This is a genomic window from Streptomyces sp. NPDC053076 (assembly GCF_044546845.1).
In the GTDB taxonomy this organism is placed as follows: Bacteria; Actinomycetota; Actinomycetes; order Streptomycetales; family Streptomycetaceae; genus Streptomyces.
This window is the reverse complement of the sequence record NZ_JBITZL010000001.1, coordinates 1,267,952-1,290,722: the sequence shown is the minus strand read 5'-3', so window position 1 is coordinate 1,290,722 and position 22,771 is coordinate 1,267,952. Positions and strand designations below refer to the sequence as shown.

The 22,771-nt window shown below is 75.6% G+C and carries 4 protein-coding genes; all 4 read right to left on the bottom strand.

Features of this window, described 5'->3' with window-relative positions; all coding sequences use genetic code 11:
* Nucleotides 1-177: 177 nt before the first annotated feature.
* Complete coding sequence (locus ACIGYR_RS05130; RefSeq protein ID WP_400014135.1) at nt 178-1,428, bottom strand: MFS transporter; 1,251 nt, start codon at nt 1,426-1,428, stop codon at nt 178-180.
* A complete protein-coding gene (locus tag ACIGYR_RS05125) occupies nt 1,425-2,249 on the bottom strand; it encodes a GNAT family N-acetyltransferase (RefSeq protein ID WP_399603168.1) in 825 nt (274 codons plus the stop codon). Before ACIGYR_RS05125 ends, ACIGYR_RS05130 begins: the two co-directional genes overlap by 4 nt.
* A 136-nt stretch (nt 2,250-2,385) precedes the next feature.
* Nucleotides 2,386-2,589, bottom strand: a complete 204-nt coding sequence (locus ACIGYR_RS05120; RefSeq protein ID WP_345060467.1) for an MbtH family NRPS accessory protein — start codon at nt 2,587-2,589, stop codon at nt 2,386-2,388.
* 135 nt (nt 2,590-2,724) lie between these two features.
* The gene (locus ACIGYR_RS05115) at nt 2,725-22,764 is read right to left on the bottom strand and encodes a non-ribosomal peptide synthase/polyketide synthase (RefSeq protein ID WP_399603164.1); all 20,040 of its coding nucleotides are present in this window, start codon (nt 22,762-22,764) and stop codon (nt 2,725-2,727) included.
* Between the last annotated feature and the right edge of the window lie 7 nt (nt 22,765-22,771).

Genomic DNA, 22,771 nt, shown 5'->3' with positions numbered 1-22,771 from the left:
AACTAGACAGACACCGCCCGGATGCCCTTGCCGAAGGTGGCCGTCACCGCGGCGGCGACGACCAGCACCGGGAACACCAGCATGGCCGGCCCCGGACACCGGCGAGCCAGCAGAGCGCCGACCCAGAGCAGGGGGCCGGCACGCCTGAACCACCCGCACAGCCCCCGTACACCCGAACTAGACAGACACCGCCCGGATGCCCTTGCCGAAGGTGGCCGTCACCGCGGCGGCGACGACCAGCACCGGGAACACCAGCATGGCCGGCCCCGGATTCCACCGGGCCAGGAGGGCGCCGGCCAGGGCGGGGGCGAGCGCGGCGGCCGAGCCCGCGGCGAGCAGCACACCGCTGACGACGCGGCCTTGCAGGTGGTCCGGGGTGACGGCGGCCTGGTGGCCGAAGAGGGCCGCGTTCGCCGTGGGCCCGAGGAACACGGCGGCGGCCAGCGGTACGGCGGCCAGGACGGTACGGGACAGCAGCGCGCTGACCGCCATCAGCGCGGCCGTCACCCAGCACAGCAGCGTGATCAGGACGGGCAGCCGCAGCCGCCGCTGAAGGGCCGGGGCGGCGAAGGCGCCGAGGAGGCCACCCACCGCGAAGATCGTGCCGGCGACGCCGATCAGGAGCGGTGAGGCGCCGGCGCGGCGCAGCGCCAGGGTCATCGCGAAGACCATGCCGGTGAAGGCCATGTTCAGCGGGGCGGCGATCACCAGCAGGGCCCGCAGGAACGGATGCCCCAGCAGGAAGCGCAGGCCCTCCGCGGCGGACGCCCCGGCGGTCGGGGCCGTCCGCTGCCGGGCCTGCTGAAGGGGCCGCCGGATGCGGCAGACGGCCACCAGGGAGAGCAGGAAGCTCAGTGCGTTGCCGAGGAAGGGCAGGGCCCGGCCGAGCCCGAACAGCAGGCCGCCCAGTGGTGGCCCGGCGAGCGACACGCCGTAGGTGCGTGCCTCGTTGCGGGCGACGGCGGAGGTGAGCTGGTCGGGGCGGACCAGGCTGCGCACCGAGGCGTGCTCGGCGGTGCTGAAGACGGCCGTGGCGGCGGCGCCGGCGACCACCGCCGCGAGGATCACCGGCAGGCCCGCGGTGCCGGTCACCACCGCCCAGCCGAGGAGGGCGTAGACGGCGAGCCGCAGCAGATCGCAGGCGATCATCAGCCGGCGCCGGTCGTAACGGTCGGCGAGGACACCGGCCGGCAACCGGCACGCCAGGGTGGTGACGAGCCCGGCGGTGCCGACGAGCCCGGCCCGCGTCGGGGATCCGGTCTGCTGGAGAACCAGCAGCGGCAGGGCCAGGTCCACCATGGCACCGCCCAGGTCGGACAGGCACTGGCCGGTCCACAGCAGGTTGAAGTCGCGGTTGCGCCACAGACTCGGCGCCGGGCCGGTGTCGGCGGCCCCCGCGGGGCCCTCGGCCACCGGCGGCCGGCTCATACCGCGTCCTCGGCGGACGCCGCCGCGACACCGCCCGCGCGCCCAGCCCCTCCGACCGCACCCCCGACACCGTCCACCGACCCAGCCCCTCCGACCGCATCGCCCACGAACCCAGCCTCTTCGACCGGGCCCCCGACGTTCGTCACCCGGTCCGGGGCCGAGTCCTTGGTGGTCGCCGGTGCGGTGGCGGCCGCGCCGCTCGTCGGTTCCGTGGGCTCCCCGGCACTCGCCGCCCTCCTGGCGCTCGCCCCGACACCCTGAACCCCACCACCGCTCGTCGCTCCCCCCGGATGCCCGGCACGCACCGGCCCGCCCGGGTCAGTGGTCGGGATGACCAGGAGCTTCGTGACGGAACCGTCGTCGCCGACCACGTCCCGGACGTGGCGGAAGCCCAGGCGGCGGCACATGGCCAGGCTGGCGGTGTTCCCGGCGCCCACCATGCCGTACGCCTCGCTGAGCCCGAGGTTGTCGGCGGCGTGCCGGAGCAGGCCGCGCACCGCCTCACCGCCCAGCCCGTGCCCCCAGTACCGGGGGGCGAGCGCGGTGACGAGTTCGTGGCCGTCGACGTTGCCGGTCGGCTTCACCTCGGCGTGGCCGACGTAGGCGCCCGCCAGCCACAGTCCCCACACGTCGAACCGGCGCCGGGGGTAGATGTCGGTGAGGATGGCGCGGAAGACCTCGCGGATCTGTGGTTCGGGCACGAGGTCCTGCCCCATCCAGCGGCACACCTCCTCGTCGCGCAGCAGGGCGACGAAGACGTCCTCGTGCTCGGGCCGGTAGGGGAGGAACTCCAGGCGTTCGGTACGCAGGACGGGGGTCATGGCGGGCTCCTCGGGTGTGATGCGGTGCGGTGGGGCCGAGGGCGGTGGGGCACCGTGACGGCGACGCGTGGGGGGAGGCGGCGCCGGGCCGGCGCGGGTGCGGCCGGCCCGGCGTGCAGGTGTCAGGCGTGGCCGGTCAGGCGCCGGTGCTCTCCATGCGCTCGCGCAGGCTCTTGGGCCGCATGTCGGTCCAGACCTCGTCGACGTAGGCGGAGCACTCGGCCTCGGTGCCCTCCTTGCCGACGGGCTGCCAGCCGGCGGGGACCTCGATGTCGACGGGCCAGAGGGAGTACTGCTCCTCGTCGTTGCGCAGCACCTGGTAGCGGGTGTTCTCGTCCATGTCGTGTTCCTTCGTCGTCCGGTTCGGATGGGCGGGTGAGTGGATGGTGGGCCGGTGGTGGGCCGGTCGGGGCGCGGGGTGAGCGAGGGCCGCGCCGGGCGGCCGGCCGGCGCGGCGCCTCGCGGCGCTGGTGTGTCACCGGCCTCCCCTGGCGTGCCGGGCGAGGTGGCGCAGGGCCTCGGCGAACTCCTCGGCCACCTGGCGCACGGTCGCCGTGTCGTGGACCGCGGGCCGGTGGTGCCAGGTGAAGGCGAGCCGCCCGTGCTGCACCGCGCCCACGACCTCCACCGGGTGCGAGCCGGGGTCCCGGGGGTCGTGGTCCTGCCCGAAAGAGCCGTGTTCGGCGCGGACCAGGCCCTCGTCCGGGGCCTCGGGACGGGCGTCCCACTGGCCGAGGTAGTTGAACACCACCTGCCCGTGGGCGTGGGCGCCGAGGCGTTCGCGGACCTCGGGCGAGCCGAAGGTGCGCAGCGCCCCGAAGCCGATGCCGTTTCCGGGTACGGCGCGCAGCTGGCGGCGCACCGCCTTCACCAGGGACCGCCAGTCGCGGTCCGGTCCGAGGTCGCCGGGGTCGGGCACCTGGACGGCGACCGGGTAGACGGTGGTGAACCAGCCGACGGTGCGGGAGAGGTCGACGCCGTCGAGCAGGTCCTCGCGGCCGTGGCCCTCCAGGTCCAGGCGGACCCGGTCGTGTCCGGTCCAGCGGGCCAGCGCCAGGGCCAGGGCGGCGAGCAGCACGTCGTTGACCCGGGTGCGGTACGCGGTGGGCGCGGAGCGCAGCAGGGCCGTGGTGTCCTCCTCGTCCACCTCCACGCTCACGGTGGCGGCCGGTCCGGCCTCGGCGGCCGGGGGCTGGCCGGCCGGCGCGGGTGCGGTGTCCACCGCCTGCTCCCAGTGGGGCAGTTCGTGGTCGAGACCGCCCTCGGCGACGTGCGCGGCCAGCCGCCGGGACCACTCCCGGAAGCTGGTGCCGCGCTCCCCCAGCGTGACCGGACCGCCCTGGAGGGCCTGCCGGTAGGCGGTCTCCAGGTCGTCGCGCAGGATGCGCCAGGAGACGGCGTCCACCACCAGGTGATGGGCGACGAGGAGGAGGAACACGGGCCGGCCCGGGTCCCCGGTGAACAGGGCCGCCCGCAGCTGCGGTCCACGGGCCAGGTCGAAACCGGCGTGCAGCTCGTCGGCGGCCTTGGCCATGGCCGCGTCGGCCTCCTCGGCGGACAGGCCGGTCACATCGTGCCGGACGAGGATGTCGTGGCCCTCGGCGGGCGGCGGATTGAACTGCCGCCAGCCGTTCTCGTCCCAGGTGAACCGCATGCGCAGCGCGTCGTGGTGGTCCAGCAGCGCGTCGAGCGCGGTACGCAGCGCCCGCTGGTCCGGGGCGCCGTCCAGCTCCAGCAGCGCCGACTGGTTGAAGTGGTGGTGGGCGGCGCGGGGGGTGGTAAGGAACCATTCCTGGATCGGGGTGAGCGGCACCTCGCCGGTGACCGGGCCCTCGCCGGACCGCCGGGGCGCGGCACGGACCACGGTGGCGAGTTCGGCGACGGTCTGGTGGGTGAACAGGTCCCGGGTGGCGACGTGCAGGCCGTCGCGGCGCAGCCGCGAGACGACCTGCATGCTCAGGATGGAGTCGCCACCGAGCGCGAAGAAGTTGTCGTCGGCGCCGACCTCCTCGATGCCCAGCACATCGGCCCAGATACGGGCGATCCGGCGTTCGGTGTCGGTGCGCGGCGCGGTCCGGGGACCGTCCGCGGCCTGCGCCGGCCCGGGTGCGGGCAGGGCCCGCCGGTCGGTCTTGCCGTTCGGGGTGAGCGGCAGCCGGTCGAGCGGCACGAACACCGACGGCACCATGTACGGCGGCAGCAGCCCGGCCAGGTGCAGCCGCAGCTCACCGACGGGCAGCCCGGCGGCGGAAGGCTCAGCGGGTACGACATAGGCGACCAGCCGGGCCGGGGCGGCGGACGTCTCCTGCGCACCCGCTCGGCCCGGGGCGCCGGACGTCTGCGCCGCGCGCTCCGGGGCCGGGGCGCCGGACGTCTGCTCCGCGCGCTCCGGGGGCGGGGCGCCGGGCGTCTGCGCCGCGCGGACCACCACGACCGCGTCCCGCACCAGGGGGCTGCGGCGCAGGGCGCTCTCGATCTCGCCGGGTTCGATGCGGAAGCCGCGCAGTTTGACCTGGTCGTCGGCGCGTCCGGCGAACCGGAGCCGGCCGTCGGCGGTCCAGCGGACCAGGTCCCCGGTGCGGTACATCCGCTCCCCCGGCGCGCCGAACGGGTCGGGCACGAACCGGCCGGCGGTGAGCCCCGGCCGCCCCAGGTAGCCGCGGGCGAGACCGGGCCCGGCGACGTACAGTTCCCCGGTCACGCCGGGAGGTACGGGGCGCAGGGCGGCGTCGAGCACATGGACGCGGGTGCTGCCCGAGGGGTGCCCGATGGGCGGGGCGCCGGTGCCGGGGGACAGCGGGCCGGTCCAGGTGGCGACCACGGTGGCCTCGGTGGGCCCATAGGAGTTGATCATGCGGCGGCCGGGGGCCCAGGTGTCGACCAGGTCGGCCGGGCATGCCTCGGCGCCGACGATGAGGGTGCGCAGGTGGGGCAGGGCGGCGGCGGTCTCCGGCGGGACGGTGGCCAGGGCCGCCGGGGGGATCAGCGTGTGGCTGACACGCCGCTGGGCGAGCACCTCCGCCAGCCGTTCCCCGACCAGCGGCCCCTCCTCACCGGTGACCAGCGCGGCCCCGCTGAGCAGGGAGACGCACAGCTCCAGCACGGAGGCGTCGAAGCTCGGTGAGGCGAATTGCAGCACCCGGTCACCGGGACCCGCCGCGTACTGTTCGGCGGCTGCCGTGGCGAAGGACGCGAGGCCCCGATGGGTGACGACGACGCCCTTGGGTGTGCCGGTGGAGCCGGAGGTGTAGATGACGTAGGCGGGGTGTGCGGGGGTGAGCGCGGTGGTGCGGTCGGCGTCCGTGGGTGCCGTCTCCGGGCCGTCGGCGGCCCACACCTCGGCCGGGTCGCCGAGGACCAGGCGGGCACCGGCGTCCCGGATCATGAACTCCCGGCGCTGTCGCGGATAGTCGGGATCCACGGGCAGGAAGGCGCCGCCGGCCTTGGCGACGGCCAGTTGGGCCACCACGATCGCCGCCGAGCGGGGCAGCGCCAGGGCCACCACGTGCTCCGGTCCGACGCCGTCCCGCAGGAGCCGGTGGGCCAGCCGGTTGGCCGCCCGGTCCACCTCCGCGTACGTCAGTTCCCGCTCGCCGTCGACCAGCGCCACCGCGTCGGGGGTACCGGCCGCCTGCCGTTCGAACAGGGCGGCCAGGGTGGCCTCGGGCACCGGGCGGAAGCTGCCCCGGCCCTGGTCCAGCAGGGTCTTCAGCTCGTCGTCGGAGGTCAGTGGCAGGGCGCCGAGCGGGCGGTCGGGGTCCTCGGCGACGGCGTGCAGCAGGGTGCCGAGCTGTCCGGCCATCCGTTCGGCCGTGGCCGGGTCGAACAGGTCGGTGTTGTAGGTGAGCAGGCCGTGCAGGGCTCCGGAGCCGGTCTCGGCGAACTCCAGGGTGAGGTCGAACGCGGCCTGCTCCGAGTCCGGTTCGACGTCGGTGACGTCGAGGCCGGGCAGGTCGAGGTCGGCGGCCGGGGTGTTCTGGAGGACGACCATGACCTGGAAGAGCGGACTGCGGCTGGTGTCGCGGACGGGCTGCACCTCGTCCACGACCCGCTCGAACGGCACGTCCTGGTGGGCGAAGGCGTCGAGCACGGTCTGCCGTACCGAGTCGAGGAACCCGGTGAACGGCTGCTCCGCCCCGGCCCGGGAGCGCAGCACCAGTGTGTTCACGAAGAACCCGACGAGGGCCTGGGTCTCCGGCCGGTCGCGGCCGGAGGTGACGGTGCCGACGGCGATGTCCTCGGCGCCGGACAGCCGGGCGAGATACGTCTGGGCGGCGGCGACGAGCGTGGTGAACAGGGTGGTGCCGCGGTCCCGGGCGAGCCGGGTGAGCCGGCGTACGGTGCGGGCGGGCACCACCAGCCGGGTGGTAGCGCCGGAGCTGGTGCGCACCGGCGGCCGGGGACGGTCGGTGGGCAGGTCCAGCGGTGCGCTGTCGGCCAGTTGCTCCTTCCAGTAGGCGAGGTGCGCGTCCGCGCCGGTGTCCCCGGCGGTGCGCTGCCAGTGCGCGTAGTCGGCGTACTGCACCGGCAGTGGCGTCAACTCGGCCTCGCTGGAGCCGAGTGCGGCGCGGTAGAGGTGGGCGAGGTCGCCGAGCAGGACGGAGGTGGACCAGCCGTCGGTGACGATGTGGTGCAGGGCCAGGGCGAGCACATGGTCGTCCTCGGCGAGCCGGACCAGGCCGGCGCGCAGCAGCGGGCCCTCGCGCAGGTCGAAGGGGCGGGTGCGTTCCCCGGCGAGCAGCCGGCGCAGCGCCGGCTCCCGCTCGGCCTCGGGGAGCCGGGACAGGTCGTGCTCGGGCAGCGGCACGTGCTGCGGGGGGTGGACGATCTGGATGCCGTGCCCGTCGACGCTGTCGAAGGTGGTGCGCAGCGACTCGTGCCGGGCGACGACCGCGCGGAGGGCGGCGCGCAGGGCGCCGGTGTCCAGGGTGCCGCGCAGGCGGAGGGCGAGCGCGGTGACGTACTCGGCGCCGCCGGGCTCGAACTCCTGGAGGAACCACAGGCGTTGCTGGGCATGGGACATGGGTGCGACGGCGTCACGGGCGACCGGGACCAGCTGCGGGCGGCCGGAGCCCTGCCGTTCGTCGAGCAGGCGGGCGAGCGCGGCCGGGGTGGGGTGGGTGAACACCGCGCGGGGTGTGAGGTCGGTGTCGAAGGACTCGGCGAGGCGGGAGGCGAGCCGGATGCTGAGGATCGAGTCGCCGCCGAGCTGGAAGAAGTCGTCCTCCACGCCGGGCGGTTCGCAGTCCAGCACCTCCCCGAAGACGGCCGCCGTGCGGCGTTCGGTCTCGGTGCGGGCCTCGACCCGCGGGCGCCGGGAGTCGGCGTCCGGTGCGGGCAGGGCGGCCCGGTCGACCTTGCCGTTGCGGCTGAGCGGGAGGGCGGCGAGCGGGACGAAGGCGGTGGGGACGAGGTAGTCGGGCAGGGTGCGGGCGGCGAAGGCGCGTAGTTCCTCGCCGTCCTCTCCGGCGGGTCCGACGACGTAGGCCACGAGCCGCTTGACGCCCGGCCGGTCCTCGCGGGCCAGTACGGCGACGTCCGCGACGTCCGGGTGGGCGGCGAGCGCGGCCTCGACCTCGCCGGGCTCCACCCGGAAGCCCCGGATCTTGACCTGGTCGTCGGCGCGGCCCAGGAACTCGACGGTGCCGTCCGGGCGTCGCCGCGCCAGGTCACCGGTGCGGTACATCCGGGCGCCGGGCGGGCCGAGGGGGTCGGCGAGGAAACGGGCCGCGGTGTCGCCGGGGCGGCCCAGGTAGCCGCGGGCGACCCCCTCGCCGGCCAGGTACAGCTCGCCGGGGCAGCCCGGTGGCACGGGCCGCAGCCGGGCGTCGAGGAGGTGCGCCCGCATGTCGTCCAGCGGGCGGCCGATCGGTACGGTGCCGGGCACCGCCGCGGGGTCGGTGAGGGCGCAGGAGGTCGCGAAGGTGGTGGTCTCGGTGGGTCCGTATCCGTCCACGACGGTCAGGCCGGGGCACGCGGCCAGCACCCGGCGCACGGCGGTGGCGGGAACGACGTCGCCGCCGGTCCACACCTGCGCCAGGCCCCGGAAGCAGTCGGGCGTGTCCTGGGCGAGCAGCCGGAACAGGCCCGCGGTGAGCCACAGCGCGGTCAGTTCGCCGTCGCCGGCCAGCCGGCGCAGCAGGGCCGCGTCGACGCTCCCGCCCGGAGCCACGACCACGCGGCCGCCGTTGAGGAGCGGAGCCCACACCTCGAACGTGGCGGCGTCGAAGGCCACCGGCGAGTGCAGCAGCACGCCTTCGCACACGCCGTCGGCGAACCGGCTGTCGGTGGCCAGCGCCGCGACGTCCCGGTGCCGTACCGCGACCGCCTTGGGCAGGCCGGTGGAGCCGGAGGTGAACATCACGTAGGCCAGCCGGTCGGGGTCGGCGGGCGGTGCCTGCCGACCCGGGGCGGCGGTGCGGGGCGCGGGCGGGCCGGGCTGCGCGGGCGGTGCCGGCTCCACCCGGGCGGCGGTGACCTCGGCGGCGGTGAGCTCGGCGGTCGCGCCGGCCTGGGCGAGCAGGACGCGGCGGCGCTCCTCGGGGGCCCGGTTGTCGACGGGGACGTAGGCGCCGCCGGCCATGAGTACCGCGAGCTGGGCGACGACCAGTTCGGCGGAGCGGTCCAGGAGCAGCGCCACCCGGTCCTCGGGCGCCAGCCCGTCGGCCACCAGGCGGGCGGCCAGCGAGCCGGACCAGTCGCGCAGTTGCCGGTAGGTCAGCTCGCGGTCGCCGTCCCGGACCGCGATCGCGTCCGGCGTGCGGCGCGCCTGCTCGGCGAACAGGTCCACGGGGCTGCGCGGGGCGGCCCGGCGGGCGGTGGTGTTCCAGGTGGCCAGCAGGTCGCGGTCGGCCGGGGTGAGCAGGTCCAGGTCGGCCAGGTGGGTGTCGAGCCCGTCGGCGAGGGTGGTGAGCAGGGTGGCCAGCCGGTCCGCGGCGAGTTCGGCGGTGGCGGGGTCGAACAGGGCGGGGTCGTAGGCGAGGTCGAAACCGAGCCGGTCGGCCAGGTGGGCGCGCAGACACCAGGGGAAGGTGGTGGCGTCGTCGGCGCGCACCTCCTCGACCCGGACGCCCGTGCGGGCCGTGGCCGACTCGTCCACGGGGTAGTTCTCGAACACCACCATGCTGTCGAACAGGGTTTCCCCGGACGGGACGTCACTGACGGCCTGGATGCGGGGCAGGGCGAGGAAGTCGAAGCGGCGGGCGTCGCTCTGCCGTTCCTGGAGTCCGCGCAGCCAGGGCAGCACCGGCCCGGCGGGGACGTGGACGCGGGTCGGCACGGTGTTGATGAACATGCCGATCATGCCCTCGACGCCGGGCAGTTCGGCCGGGCGGCCGGAGACGGTGGTGCCGAACACCACGTCGTCCCGGCCGCTGGAGCGGGCCAGCAGCAGGGCCCAGGCGCCCTCCACCACGGTGTTGACGGTGAGCCCGGCGCGGGCCGCGTTCTCCCGCAGCCGCCGCGAGGTCTCCGCGTCCAGTTCGCGCGGGACGGCGGCGGCGGACCGGGCGCGGTGGGCTTCGGCGGGTGAGCGGTCGTACGGCAGCGGGGTGCGGGCGGTGAACCCGGCCAGGGTCTCGGCCCAGTGCCGCTCGGCCGCCGTCTCGTCCTGTGCGCGCAGCCAGTGCAGGAAGTCCGCGAAGGGCCGCCGTGCCGGGGGTGCCGGGTCCGGGCCGCCGGTGAGCGCCGCGTAGCGTTCGCACACCTCGGTGAGCAGCTGTCCGGTGCTCCAGCCGTCGAGGACGATGTGGTGGGTGGACCACACCAGCAGCACCTCGTCACCGGGCAGGGCGGCCAGGGTGAGCCGGGTGAGCGGCGCGGTGGTGAGGTCCATGCCGGCCGCGCGGTCCTCGGCGAGCAGCCGCTCGGTGGCCTCCGCGCGCCGCTCGGGTGGCAGGGTGCGCCAGTCGAGGTGGGTGACGGGCAGCTCGGCGCGGTGGTGGACCACCTGGACCGGGTGGGACAGGCCGTGCCAGTGGACGCTGGTGCGCAGGGCCGGGGTGCGGTCGGCGACCTGCTGCCAGGCAGTGGCGAACGCGCCGGGGTCGGCCACCCCGGCCAGCCGTACGGCGGTGCGGTCGAAGTAGGCGTGCTCGGTGTCCACCAGGCCGTGGAAGAGCATGCCGGACTGGAGCGGGGTGAGCGGCAGGACGTCCTCGACGTGCCGGCCGGTGCCGACGACCCGGTCCAGCTGGTCCTGGCCGAGACCGGCGAGGGGGAAGTCGGAGGGGGTACGGCCGCCCGCTTCGGGGCGGGCGCAGTGCGCCACGATGTCCCGCAGGGCCGCGAGGGTCTCCTCGGCGAGCCGGCGGACGGTGGCCTCGTCGTAGACCCGCGCCGGGTAGGTCCAGCCGAGTTCGAGTCGGCCCGCCTGGACCACGCCGGTGATGTCCAGGAGGTAGGGGCGGGGTTCGTCCGGGTCGGTGTCCCGGCCGGCCGGGGGGAGGGAGCCGCGGAACAGGCCGTCGCCGCCGCCGGTGTCCCACTGGCCGTGGTAGTTGAAGCCGACGCGTGGTGCCGGGGCGCCGGCGAGCGGGCTGCCGGGGACGAGGTGGCGCAGGGCGCCGTGGCTCAGGCCGTGCAACGGCACCGCGCGCAGTTGCTCCTTGACCGCGCGGAGGGTGTCGTGCCAGCCGGCGTCCGGGTCGACGGTGAGCGCGAGCGGGAACTCGGCGGTGAACCAGCCCACGGTCCGTGACAGGTCCACGTCCTCGAAGAGGTCCTCCCGGCCGTGTCCCTCCATGCCGAGCAGGACCGTCTCGCGCCCGCACCAGCGGGCCAGGGTGCGGCCGAGGGCGCTGAGCAGGACGTCGTTGACCTGGGTGCGGTAGGTCTGTGGGACCTTGCGCAGCAGGGCCTCGGTCGTCTCCGTGTCCAGAGTGACCGTGAGGGTGGCGGCGGTGCCGTGGGTGTTGGGGCCGGGCCGTCCGGCGGGCAGCTCGGCGGGGGCCGTGCCGGTGCGGGTCCAGTGGGCCAGGTCGGTGTCCAGGGCCCCGGAGCGGGTGTGCCGGTCGAGCCGGGCGGCCCAGTGGCCGTAGGGGGTGCCGGTGGCGGGCAGCTCGACCGGGTCGCCGGCCGCCGCCGCCCGGTGGGCGCTCTCCAGGTCCGCCAGCAGGATCCGCCAGGACACCCCGTCGATCACCAGGTGATGTGCGGTGACGACGAGTTGCCCGGACCGTGCCGGGCCGCGGTCGAGGAACAGCACGCGCACGACCCGGCCCGTCGTGGGATCGAGAGCGGCCTGCGCCTCGTCCGTGAGCCGCTGGACCTCGCTCTCCAGCGCCGTATCGTCCAGCCCGGCCACGTCGTGGCGGGTGAAGACGCCCTCCGGGGCCTCGGGCAGGACTTCCTGGCGCCAGCCGTCGGTGGTGCGGCGGAACAGGGTGCGCAGGGCGGCGTGGTGGCGTACGAGGGCGACGGTGGCGGCCCGGAGCGCCTGCCCCCGCACGTCCGGGGCGAGTTCGAGGCGCTGTGTCATGGTGAAGCGGAGCTTGTGCCCAGGGTCGCGGCCGTCCAGGTACCAGTGCTGGATCGGCGTGAGCGGCGCCTCGCCGGGCGCGGTGTCGACGGCTTCCTCGGTTCGCGGCGCCGGCTCCCGTGTACGCAGGGCGAGTTCGGCGACCGTCTGGTGGCGGAAGACGTCCTTGGTGGTGAGGGCCAGTCCGGCCTGCCGGGCACGGGAGACGATCTGGATGCTCAGGATGGAGTCTCCGCCGAGTGCGAAGAAGTTGTCGCGCGCGCCGACACGTTCGACGCCCAGCACCTCCGCCCAGATCGCGGCCAGGCGTTCCTCCGTACCGGTCCGCGGAGCGACGTACGGGGTGGCGCTGTCGGGCTGCGCGGGCGGGGCGGGCAGGGCGCGCCGGTCGGTCTTGCCGCTGGTGGTGCGGGGGATGCGGGCGAGCGGGACGAACGCGGCGGGCACCATGTGGTCGGGCAGGGTACGGCGCAGTGCGAGGCGCAGGGCGTCGGCGGACGGGACGCGGCCGGCGGTGGGCACCACGTAGCCCACGAGCATGCGGCGGCCGGCGTGTTCGCGTGCGGTGACGGCGGCGTCGGCGACGTCCGGGTGGTCCAGCAGGGCGGCCTCCACCTCGCCGGGCTCGATGCGGAACCCGCGGATCTTGACCTGCTCGTCCACCCGGCCCAGGAACTCCAGTCGCCCGTCCCGCTCCCAGCGGGCGCGGTCCCCGGTGCGGTACATCCGCTCCCCCGGCCCCCCGAACGGATCGGCGAGGAAGCGGGCGGCGGTGAGGCCCGGCCGGTTCAGATAGCCGCGGGCCACCTGTGCCCCGGCCAGGTACAGCTCGCCGGGCACGCCGGGGGGTACCGGGCGCAGGGCGCCGTCGAGCACGTAGGCGCGCAGGTTGCCGCCGGGGCGGCCGATGACCGGGCGGTCGGGCCGGTCGGCGCAGCGGCCGTAGACGGCGTCGACGGTGCACTCGGTGGGCCCGTACATGTTGTACACGGCCACGCCCAGTTCCCGTTCGGCGCGCACGAGGTCACGCCAGCCGGCCGGGGTGACGGCCTCCCCGCCGACGAGCAGCAGGCCCGGGTGGTGACGGCCCGGGGCGAGCAGCCCGGCGGAGGTCAGTTCGCGCAGGAAGGACGGGGTGACGTTCACCAGGTCGAGGCGGTCCTGGGCGACCCTGGCGCAGAACGCCTGCGGGTCCAGGCATACGTCCTCGTCGATCAGGTGGACCTCGTGACCGAGGGCGAGGAGGAGGGGTCCTTCCCAGGAGGTGTCGAAGGAGAAGGAGGCGCTGAGCGCGGCCCGCAGCCGCCGCCCGCCGGTGGTGTGCGGGCCGAGCAGGCCCGTCCGGTGGTCGTGGCAGAGGTTGGCCAGCTGCCGGTGTTCGACGGCGACGCCCTTGGGACGGCCGGTGGATCCGGAGGTGTAGACGATGTACGCGGTGTGCTGTGGGCGCAGCGGCCGGACGCGGTCGGTGTCGGTCGGGTCGTGGGCGGGCAGCCGGTCCCAGGGCACCGCGCCGAGGTCGGTCAGCAGGGTGTGCGGCCGGGCGTCGGCAAGAAGGAACTCGGTGCGCTCCGGGGGGAGTTCGGGATCCAGGCAGAGCAGTGCCGCGCCCGCCTTGAGGACCGCGAGCAGCGCCACGACCAGCTCGGAGGTGCGGGGGAGCCGCACGGCGACCACGTCTTCGGGGCCGGCCCCCTGGGCGATGAGGTGGTGGGCGAGCCGGTTGGCCCGCTGGTTCAGCGCCGCGAAGTCCAGGGTGGTGTCGCGGGCCGCCAGGGCGGTGTGGTGCGGGGTGCGGGTGGCCTGGGCCTCGAACAGGGCGGGGAAGGTGGTGTCCGGCTCGGGCAGCCGGGTGCCCTCCTGCCACCGGAGCACCTGCCGCCGCTCGCCGTCGGTCATCAGCGGCAGCCCGCCCACGGTCTGCTCCGGGTCGTGGGCGGCGGCCTCCAGCAGGACGCGCAGCCGGGCGGCGAGGCGTTCGGCGGTGTCGGCGTCGAAGAGACCGGTGTTGTACTCCAGATAGCCGGTGAGACCGTCGTCGTCGGCCACGAAGTCGAAGGCCAGGTCGAAGGTGGCGTTGCGGACCGGCGGGGTCATGGGCTCCACCGCCAGGCCCGGCAGCCGGGGCGGCTCGGCACCGAGGTTGTGCAGGGCGACCATGACCTGGAACAGCGGGGTGCGGCTGGTGTCCCGCTCGGGCTGGAGTGCGTCCACCACGCGCTCGAAGGGCACTTCCTGGTGGGCGAACGCCTCCAGGACGGTGGTGCGCACCTCGGCCAGCAGTTCCCGGAAGGGCAGGTCGGGGCGGACCCGGGCGCGCAGTGCCAACGTGTTGACGAACATGCCGACCATGTCGTGCAGTTCGGGCCGTTCACGGCCGGCGGTGACCGTACCGACGGTGACGTCCTCCTGGCCCGCCCAGCGGGCGAGCAGCACCTGGCATGCCGCCACCAACGTCATGTAGAGGGTGGCGTCGGCCTCCCGGCCCCGCTCGCGCAGCCGCTCGGTCAGCTCGGCGGGCAGGGTGAACGTCACCAGGGCGCCGTCGCGGGTGCGGACGGCCGGCCGCGGCCGGTCGGTGGGCAGCTCCAGGGGGGTCACGCCGTCCAGGACCCGTCGCCAGTAGGCGAGTTCGTCCTCGGCGCGGTCGGTGCGGGCGCGCTGCCAGGCCGCGTAGTCGGTGTAGCGGACGGGCAGGCCGGGCAGTTCGGGGTGGCGGTTCTCCAGGGCCGCCGCGTACAGCTCGCCCAGGTCCCGGGCGAGCACGCCGACGGACCAGCCGTCGGTGACGATGTGGTGCACGGCCAGGACGAGGACGTGCTCGTCGGTGCCGAACCGGGCCAGGCGGGCGCGCAGCAGGGGCCCGGTGGCCAGGTCGAAGGGGGTGGCGGCCTCGCTGTCCAGGAGGGTGTCCAGGGCCGCGGTGTCCGCGAGGTTCCGCACCGGGAGGTCCACGCGGTGCGGCGGGCGGACGATCTGCCGGGGCCGGCCCTCGTGTTCGGCGAACGTGGTGCGCAGGGCCTCGTGCCGGGCGACCAGGCCGTCCAGGGCGGTGCGCAGGGCGGCGGTGTCGAGCGGGCCGCGCATCCGCAGCACGGACAGGGTCGTGTACTCGGTGCTGCCCGGCTCGAACCGGTCGAGGAACCACAGGCGCTGCTGGGCGTACGACAGGGGCGCCGGGGCGTCCGCGCCGGCGGCCGGGATGGTGCCGGCGCTCTCCCCGGAGCGGGGTTCGCCCAGCGTGGCCGCGAGGTCGGACAGTGTGGGGTGGGTGAACAGCAGTCGGGGTGAGACGTCCGTGCCGAAGGCGGCGCGCAGCCGGGAGGTGACGCGGACGGCGAGGATGGAGTCGCCGCCGAGCGCGAAGAAGTCGTCGTCGGCGCCGACCTCCGCGGTGTCCAGGACGTCCGTCCACGCGGCGGCGACCAGCCGTTCGGCGGGGGTGCGCAGCGGGGTCCGTGCGCCGTCGGCGGCGAAGCCCTCGGGGCCGGGCGCGGGCAGGGCGCGCCGGTCGAGCTTGCCGTTGACCGTGAGCGGCAGCGCGGTCATCGGCACGTAGGCGGCCGGCACCATGTGCGCGGGCAGCAACCCCTCCAGGTGGGAGCGGAGTTCGGCCGCCGACGGAGGCGGTGCGCCGGCGTCCCCGGTGCCGGTGCCGACGACGTGGGCGACCAGCCGGCGTGTCCCGGCGGTGTCCTCGTACACGCCGACGGTGGCCGCGCCGACCCCCGGGTGACTGTGCAGGGCGGCCTCGATCTCGCCGGGTTCGATGCGGTAGCCGCGGATCTTCACCTGCTGGTCGGCGCGGCCCAGGTACTCCAGGGTGCCGTCGGCCCGCCAGCGGGCCCGGTCCCCCGTGCGGTACATACGGGTGCCGGGCCGGCCGAACGGGTCGGCGGGGAACCGGGTCGCGGTGAGGCCGGGCCGGTTCAGGTAGCCGCGTGCCAGGCCCTCCCCGGCGACGTACAGCTCGCCGACGGCGCCGGGCGGCACCGGCCGGAGGGTGTCGTCGAGGACGTACAGCCGGAGGTCGGGGATGCCGGTGCCGATGGGGCTCGCGGTGCCGGGGCGGGCCGTCGAACGGTCGAGCCCGGCGTAGGTGACGTGCACGGTGGTCTCGGTGATGCCGTACATGTTCACCAGGCGGGGCGCGGTGTCCGGGTGCCGGGCGTACCAGTCGGCGAGCCGGGCTACGTCCAGCGCCTCGCCCCCGAAGATCACCGTGCGCAGCGCCAGCCGGGCGCCGGTGTCGGGGAGTTCGGCGTCCGCGCGGATCAGCGGATAGAACGCGGAGGGGGTCTGGTTGAGGACGGTGACCTGTTCGTCGGCGAGCAGGCGCAGGAAGTCCTCCGGGGAGCGGGCGGTGTCCTCGGGGACGACGACGAGCCGGCCGCCGTGCAGCAGCGGGCCCCACAGTTCCCACACCGAGAAGTCGAAGGCGTAGGAGTGGAACAGCGTCCACACGTCCTCGGGGCCGAACCCGAACCAGTGCCGGGTGCGGGTGAACAGCCGGACCACGTTGGCGTGCGGGACGACCACGCCCTTGGGCCGGCCGGTGGAGCCGGAGGTGTAGATGGCGTAGGCGGGGCTCTCGGGCAGCGCGCGGCGGGCCGGGCCGGCGGCCGGACGCCGGGCCAGATCGGCTCGTACGGCGGGGTCGTCCAGCAGCAGGAGCGGCACGGTGGTTCCGGCCCGGGTCCCTGTCGTGGTCACCAGCGTCACCGGCTCGGCGTCCGCGAGCAGGTGCCGAAGGCGTTCCGGGGGCAGCCCGGGGTCGATGGGCAGGTAGGCGGCACCGGTCTTGAGGACGGCGAGGACGGCCACGACGAGGTCGGTGGAGCGGGGCAGCGCGAGGGCCACGAACTTCTCCGGTCCGGCGCCGAGTTCGGCCAGCCGGTGGGCGAGCCGGCCGGAGCGCTCGTCCAGGGTGGCGTAGTCGAGGCGGTCGTCGCCGCAGGTGACGGCCTCGGCGTCGGGGGTGCGGGCGGCCTGGGCGGCGAAGAGGCGGTCCAGGGTGTCGGCGGGCCGGCCCTCTTCGGTGCCGTTCCAGTCGGCCAGCATCCGCCGCCGCTCCTCGGCGGTCGTCCAGGCGAGGGCGCGCACGGGCCGGTCCGGGTCGTCGGCCAGCTCGGTGAGCAGCAGGCACAGCCGGTCGGCGAGGCCGCGCACGGTGGTGGCGTCGAACAGCTCGGGATCATAGGCGAGGTCGAAGCCGAACCGCTCGCCCTGGTAGGCCCGCAGCACGAGCGGATAGTTGGTGGCGTCGCGGGCTGAGACGTCCGCCAGGCGTATCCCCGAGCCGGCCGCGCGGGTCTCGTCGAAGGGGTAGTTCTCGAAGGCCACCATGCTGTCGAACAACGGGCTGCCGGAGGGCACGTCGCTCAGCGAGGTCAGCTCGGCGAGGGACACCGCCGCGAACCGCCGCGCCTCCGCCTGCGCCTCCTGCAGCTCTCTGAGCCAGGCGACGGCGGTCCGTCCGCCGTCCACGCGGACACGGGTGGGCAGGGTGTTGATGAACATGCCCACCATCGACTCGACGCCGGGCAGATCGTCGGGGCGTCCGGAGACGGTGGTCCCGAACAGCACGTCCCGTTCGGCGCTGAAGCGGGACAGCAGCAGCGCCCAGGCGCCCTGCACCACGGTGCCGAGGGTGAGCCCGGCCGCGCGGGCGGTGCGCGCGAGCCGCGCGGAGACCTGGTCGGACAGCCCGGCCGTGTGCAGGCCCGCGGACCGGGCCTCGTGTCCCGGGCGCCGGGCGCGGTCGACGGGCAGCGGGGTGGGGGTGGCGAACCCGGCGAGGACGGTCCGCCAATGGGCGTGCGCGGCCTCACCGTCCTGGCCCGCCAGCCAGCGCACGTAGTCGCCGAACGGCCGGCGCGCCGGGGGCCGTGGTGGGGCACCGGTGGTGAGAGCCGCGTACTCCTCGAACACCTCGGTGAGCACCTGGGCCAGGCTCCAGCCGTCCAGGATCAGGTGGTGGGAGGTCCACAGCAGGTGCAGCCGGGCGTCGGGCAGCCGGACGAGGGTGAGCCGCATCAGGGGGGCCGTGCCGAGGTCCAGGCCGCGTTCGAGGTCGTCGGCGCGCAGCCGGTCCAGCCGCTCGGCCCGCTCCCCCGCGTCCAGCGCTCGCCAGTCCAACTGGGTCACGGGGACGGTCACGTGACGGTGGACGACCTGGAGCGGCGCCGGCACGCCCTCCCACACCACCGAGGTGCGCAGGGCGGGGGTGCGGTCGGTCACGTGCTGCCAGGCCAGGGCGAGGGCCTCGGGGTCGGTCACCCCGTCCAGCAGCAGTGCGGCCTGGTCCACGTACACGTCGTCCGGTCCGCCGACCAGCCGGTGGAAGAGCATGCCCTCCTGGAGCGGGGTCAGCGGCAGCAGGTCCTCCACGTCCAGGCCGTCGCCGGCCAGGCGGTCCACCCCGGCCTGGTCCAGGCCGGCCAGCGGGAAGTCGGAAGGAGTCCGGCCGCCCGCGCCGGGACGGGCGCAGTGCTCGGCGATGGCGGCGAGGGCCCGCACCATGTGGTCGGCCAGCTCCTGGACGGTGCCGGCCCGGTGCACCTGGTCGCTGTAGTGCCAGGTGATCTCCAGCTCGCCGTCGGCGACCAGGGCGGACACGTCCAGCAAGTGGTCCAGGGGCGCACCGGGGTCCATCTCCCGGCCGGGTACGTCGGCGACGGGCGCGAAGTCTCCTCCCGCAGGCGCCTCCCACTGGCCGTGATAGGTGAAGCACACCTGGGGAAGGGGCAGTTCGCCGAGGGCGCGGGCTTCCGGCCGGGGGGAGCCGAGGTGGCCCAGCGCCTGGTAGCTCAGGCCGCGGCGGGGCACGGTCCGCAGTTGTTCCTTGACGGCCTTGAGCGTGGCACCCCAGTCGTGCGGGGCCGCCGGGGCCAGGGTGACCGGGTACTGGGTGGTGAACCAGCCGACCGTACGGGACAGATCGACACCCTCGGCCAGATCCTCCTCCCGCCCGTGACCCTCCAGGGCGACGGTCACCCGGTCCGCGCCCGTCCAGTCGGCCAGCACCCGGCCCAGCGCGCTCAGCAGCACGTCGTTGACCTGGGTGCGGTACACGCCGGGCACCCGGCGCAGCAGTGCCTCGGTGGTGGCGCGGTCCACCCGGGTGCGGACGGTGCGCACGGACCCGGCGAGCGGGGTGCCGGGGAGGTCGACCGGGAGCGGGGTGCGCGACGGGGCGACCTGCTGCGTCCAGTACGGCAGGTCGTCGTCGAGGTCACCGGCCCTGACCCGTTCGGCCAGTGCGCGCGCCCATTCGGCGAACGGGGTGTGCTCGGGCTCCGGCCGGGGTTCCTCGCCCGCCGCGGCCTGCCGGTAGGCCCGTTCCAGGGCCGTGAGCAGCAGGCGCCAGGAGACGCTGTCGACGGCCAGGTGGTGGGCGGTCAGGAACAGCCGTGGGCGCTGCGGACCGGTGATCAGGGCCGCGCGCAGCAGGGTGCCGGTGGCCGGGTCCAGGGCCGCGCGGGCGGCCTCCGCCGCCTCGGCGGGTGAGGTGCCGGGGCCGTGGCGGGTGAGGAGTCCGGTGGCGGGTCCGGTGCCGGGCTGCTGCCGCAGGCCCTCCGCCGTGCGGGTGAAACGCGTCCGCAGCGACGGGTGCCGGGCCACCACGGCCTCCAACGCCCTTTCCAGCGCCCGTTCGTCGAGGTCGTACGGCAGGTCGAGCAGCATCGACATGCTGAAGTGCCGCAGCGGGCCGTGCGTGGCGAAGAACCACTCCTGGACCGGGGTGAGCGGGGCGGGCCCGTCCTCGCGCGGGCGCCGGGGCGCGGGCACGGCGGCCGTGCGCAGGGACGCGGCGGCGGCCAGGTCGGCGACCGTCTGGTGCCGGAAGACGTCCTGGGACTTGATCCGCAGGCCCGCGGTGCGGGCCCGGGAGACGGCCTGGATGCTCAGGATCGAGTCGCCGCCCAGCTCGAAGAAGTTGTCCGTGACGCCCACCCGGGCCACCCCGAGCACCTCGGCCCAGATGCCGGCGAGGGTCTCCTCGTCCGGGGTGCGGGGGGCGACGAACTCCCGCTCCTCGCCGCCGTCTTGGAGGTCGGGGGCGGGCAGGGCGCGACGGTCCAACTTGCCGCTGGTGGTCAGCGGCAGCGCGGCCAGGGAGGTGAAGGAGGAGGGCACCAGGGGGTCGGGCAGGACGCGGCGCAGGGCCGCCCGCAGGTCGGCGGCGGCGGGCCGGGGCGTGCCGGGCGCGGGGACGACGTAGGCGGCGAGGCGGGTGTGGCCGTGCGCGTCGGGCACGGCGACGACCGCGGCGGCGGTGAGCCCGGGCAGCGCGAGCAGGGCGGCCTCGATCTCGCCGGGCTCGATGCGGTGGCCGCGCACCTTGATCTGGTCGTCGGCGCGTCCGAGGTAGTCGAGGCGGCCGTCGGCGGTCCACCGGGCCAGGTCGCCGGTGCGGTACATGCGGGTGCCGGGCGGCCCGTACGGGTCGGGGAGGAAGCGGGCCGCGGTCAGGCCCGGCCGGCCGGTGTAGCCGCGGGCCAGCTGGGCGCCCGCGAGGTACAGCTCGCCGCCGACACCGGGCGGCACCGGCTGGAGCCGGTCGTCCAGCACGTAGGCCCGCACCCCGGGCAGGGGGCGGCCCACCAGCGGGCGGTCGCCGCCCTCGATACGGCAGGACAGGGCGTCGACCGTGCATTCGGTGGGGCCGTAGAAGTTGTGGGCGGCCACGTCCGGGTGGTCGGCCAGCTCACGCCAGAGCGCGGGCCCGACGGCCTCGCCGCCGAGCATGAGGACCCCCGGGCGGTGCCGGGGATCGGTGAGCAGCCCGGCGGGCAGCAGCTGCCTCAGGTAGGAGGGGGTGACGTCGAGGAAGTCCACGCGGTGTTCGACGACGTACTCGACGAGGGCGGCCGGGTCCATCCGGGTCACCTCGTCGACCAGGTGCAGCGGATGGCCGTCGGCCATCAGCAGCACGCCTTCGAGGGAGGTGTCGAAGGAGAAGGAGGCGGTGAGCGCGACCCTGAGCGGGCCGCCGCCCGCCTCGGCGACGAAGCCGGCCCGGTGGGCGGCCAGCAGGTGGGCTGCCGAGCGGTGGCTCACGGCGACCCCCTTGGGGCGGCCGGTGGAGCCGGAGGTGTAGATGACGTAGGCGGTGTGCTCGGGGAGCAGGGGGGCGCGCCGGTCGGCGTCGGTGGGGTCGGTGTCCGGGGCGGTCGCGGGCACGGCACGCAGGGCGGTGTCGTCCAGGACCAGGGCCGGGCGGGCGTCGTCCAGCAGGAACCGGACCCGTTCCTCGGGCAGGGCCGGGTCCAGCGGCAGGTAGCCGGCGCCGGACTTCCAGACGGCGAGGATCGCGACGATCATGTCGGCGGTGCGCGGCAGCCGTAGCGCGACCAGTTGTTCGGGACCGGCGCCCCGGGCGATGAGGTGGTGGGCGAGCCGGTTGGCGCGGGCGTTGAGCGTGGCGTAGTCCAGCCGTTCGCCGCCCGCGACGAGGGCGAGGGCGTCGGGGGTGCGGGCCGCGCGGCGTTCGAAGAGTTCCGGGTGGGGGGTGGCGTCCACGGGGTGGGGCGCGGTGGTGTTCCATTCGTGGACGACGCGCCGTACCTCCTCCTCGGACAGCAGGGGCAGGCTGCCCAGCGGGCGGTCCGGGGCGTCGGCGGCGCCCTGGAGCAGGCGCAGCAGTTGTCCGGCCAGCCGCTCGGCCGTGGCCGCGTCGAACAGGTCGGCGCGGTACTCCAGCAGACCGGTCAGCGCCGTGCCGTCCGGTACGAACTCGATGCTCAGGTCGAAGGTGGCCGCCTGCCGGGGCACGGTGACCGGGGTGGTGGCGAGTCCGCGCGGAGCGGTCGCGGCGGGCGGGTCGGGGTGCAGCAGGACCATCACGTCGAACAGGGGATTGCGGCCCGCCTCGCGCGCGGCACCCACCGCCTCCACGATCCGCTCGAACGGCGTGTCGCCGTGGGCGAAGGCGTCGTTGACCGTGTCGGCCGCTTCCGCCAGCAGGTCCCGGAAGGATCCGGACGCGTCCACCCGGGTGCGGAGCACGACGGTGTTCACGAAGAATCCGACGGTCCGTTCGAGGTCGGTGCGGGACCGGCCGGGGGTGAGGGAGCCGACGGTGATGTCGTCCTGGCCGGACCAGCGGGCCAGCAGGGCCTGGGTGGCGGCGACGAGGGCGGTGTGCAGGGTGCTGTGGTGTTCTCTCGCGAGGTCACGCAGGCGCGCGGCCAGGCCGGCGGGGACGGTGAAGGTGTGGACGGCGCCCTCGCCCGCCTCCTCGCCGCGCCGCGGCCGGTCCAGGGGCAGCTCGGGTGCCACCGCCCCTGCCAACCGCTGCTTCCAGTGGGCGAGCTGGCGCTCCAGACGGGGCCCCGAGAGCTGTGCGCGCTGCCACACCGCGAAGTCCGGGTACTGCGTGGCGACCGGGGGCAGCTCCGGTGCGGCGCCGTGCGCGAGGGCGCCGTAGGCGGTGCACAGCTCGTCGAGGACCACGCCCATCGACCAGCCGTCCGTGATGATGTGATGGACCGTCAGCAGCAGGACGTGCGTGGTCGCCGACTCGCGCAGCAGCAGGGCGCGCAGCAGGGGCCCGGTTCGCAGGTCGAAGGGGCGTGAGTACTCCGCGAGCAGATCCGCGTCGAGGTCACCGGTGTCCCGCTGCGGCAGCGGCACCGGGGCCGCCGGGTGCACGCGCTGCACCGGCCGGCCGTCGGTCTCCTCGAAGGTGGTGCGCAGGGCCTCGTGCCGGGCCACGACGGCGGCGAGGGCCGCGTGCAGCGCGTCGTGGTCCAGGGCGCCGGTGAGGCGGACCGCGACCGCGCTGTTGTAGCGGGCGTCGCCGGGCCGCAGCCGGTCCAGGAACCACAGGCGTTGCTGCGCGAAGGACAGCGGCAGCGGGCGGTCCCGGTCGGCGCGCGGGATGCCCTGCCGGGCGGCCGGGGCCGTACCGGCGGCCCGTCCGGCGAGCCGCCGCCGCAGCGCCTCCCGCATTTCCTCGGGCAGGGCCTCGGCCCGGTCCCGCTTGGAGGGCCGCGCGGAGCCGGAGGGGTTCGAAGGGGTCGAAGACGTCATGGTCGTC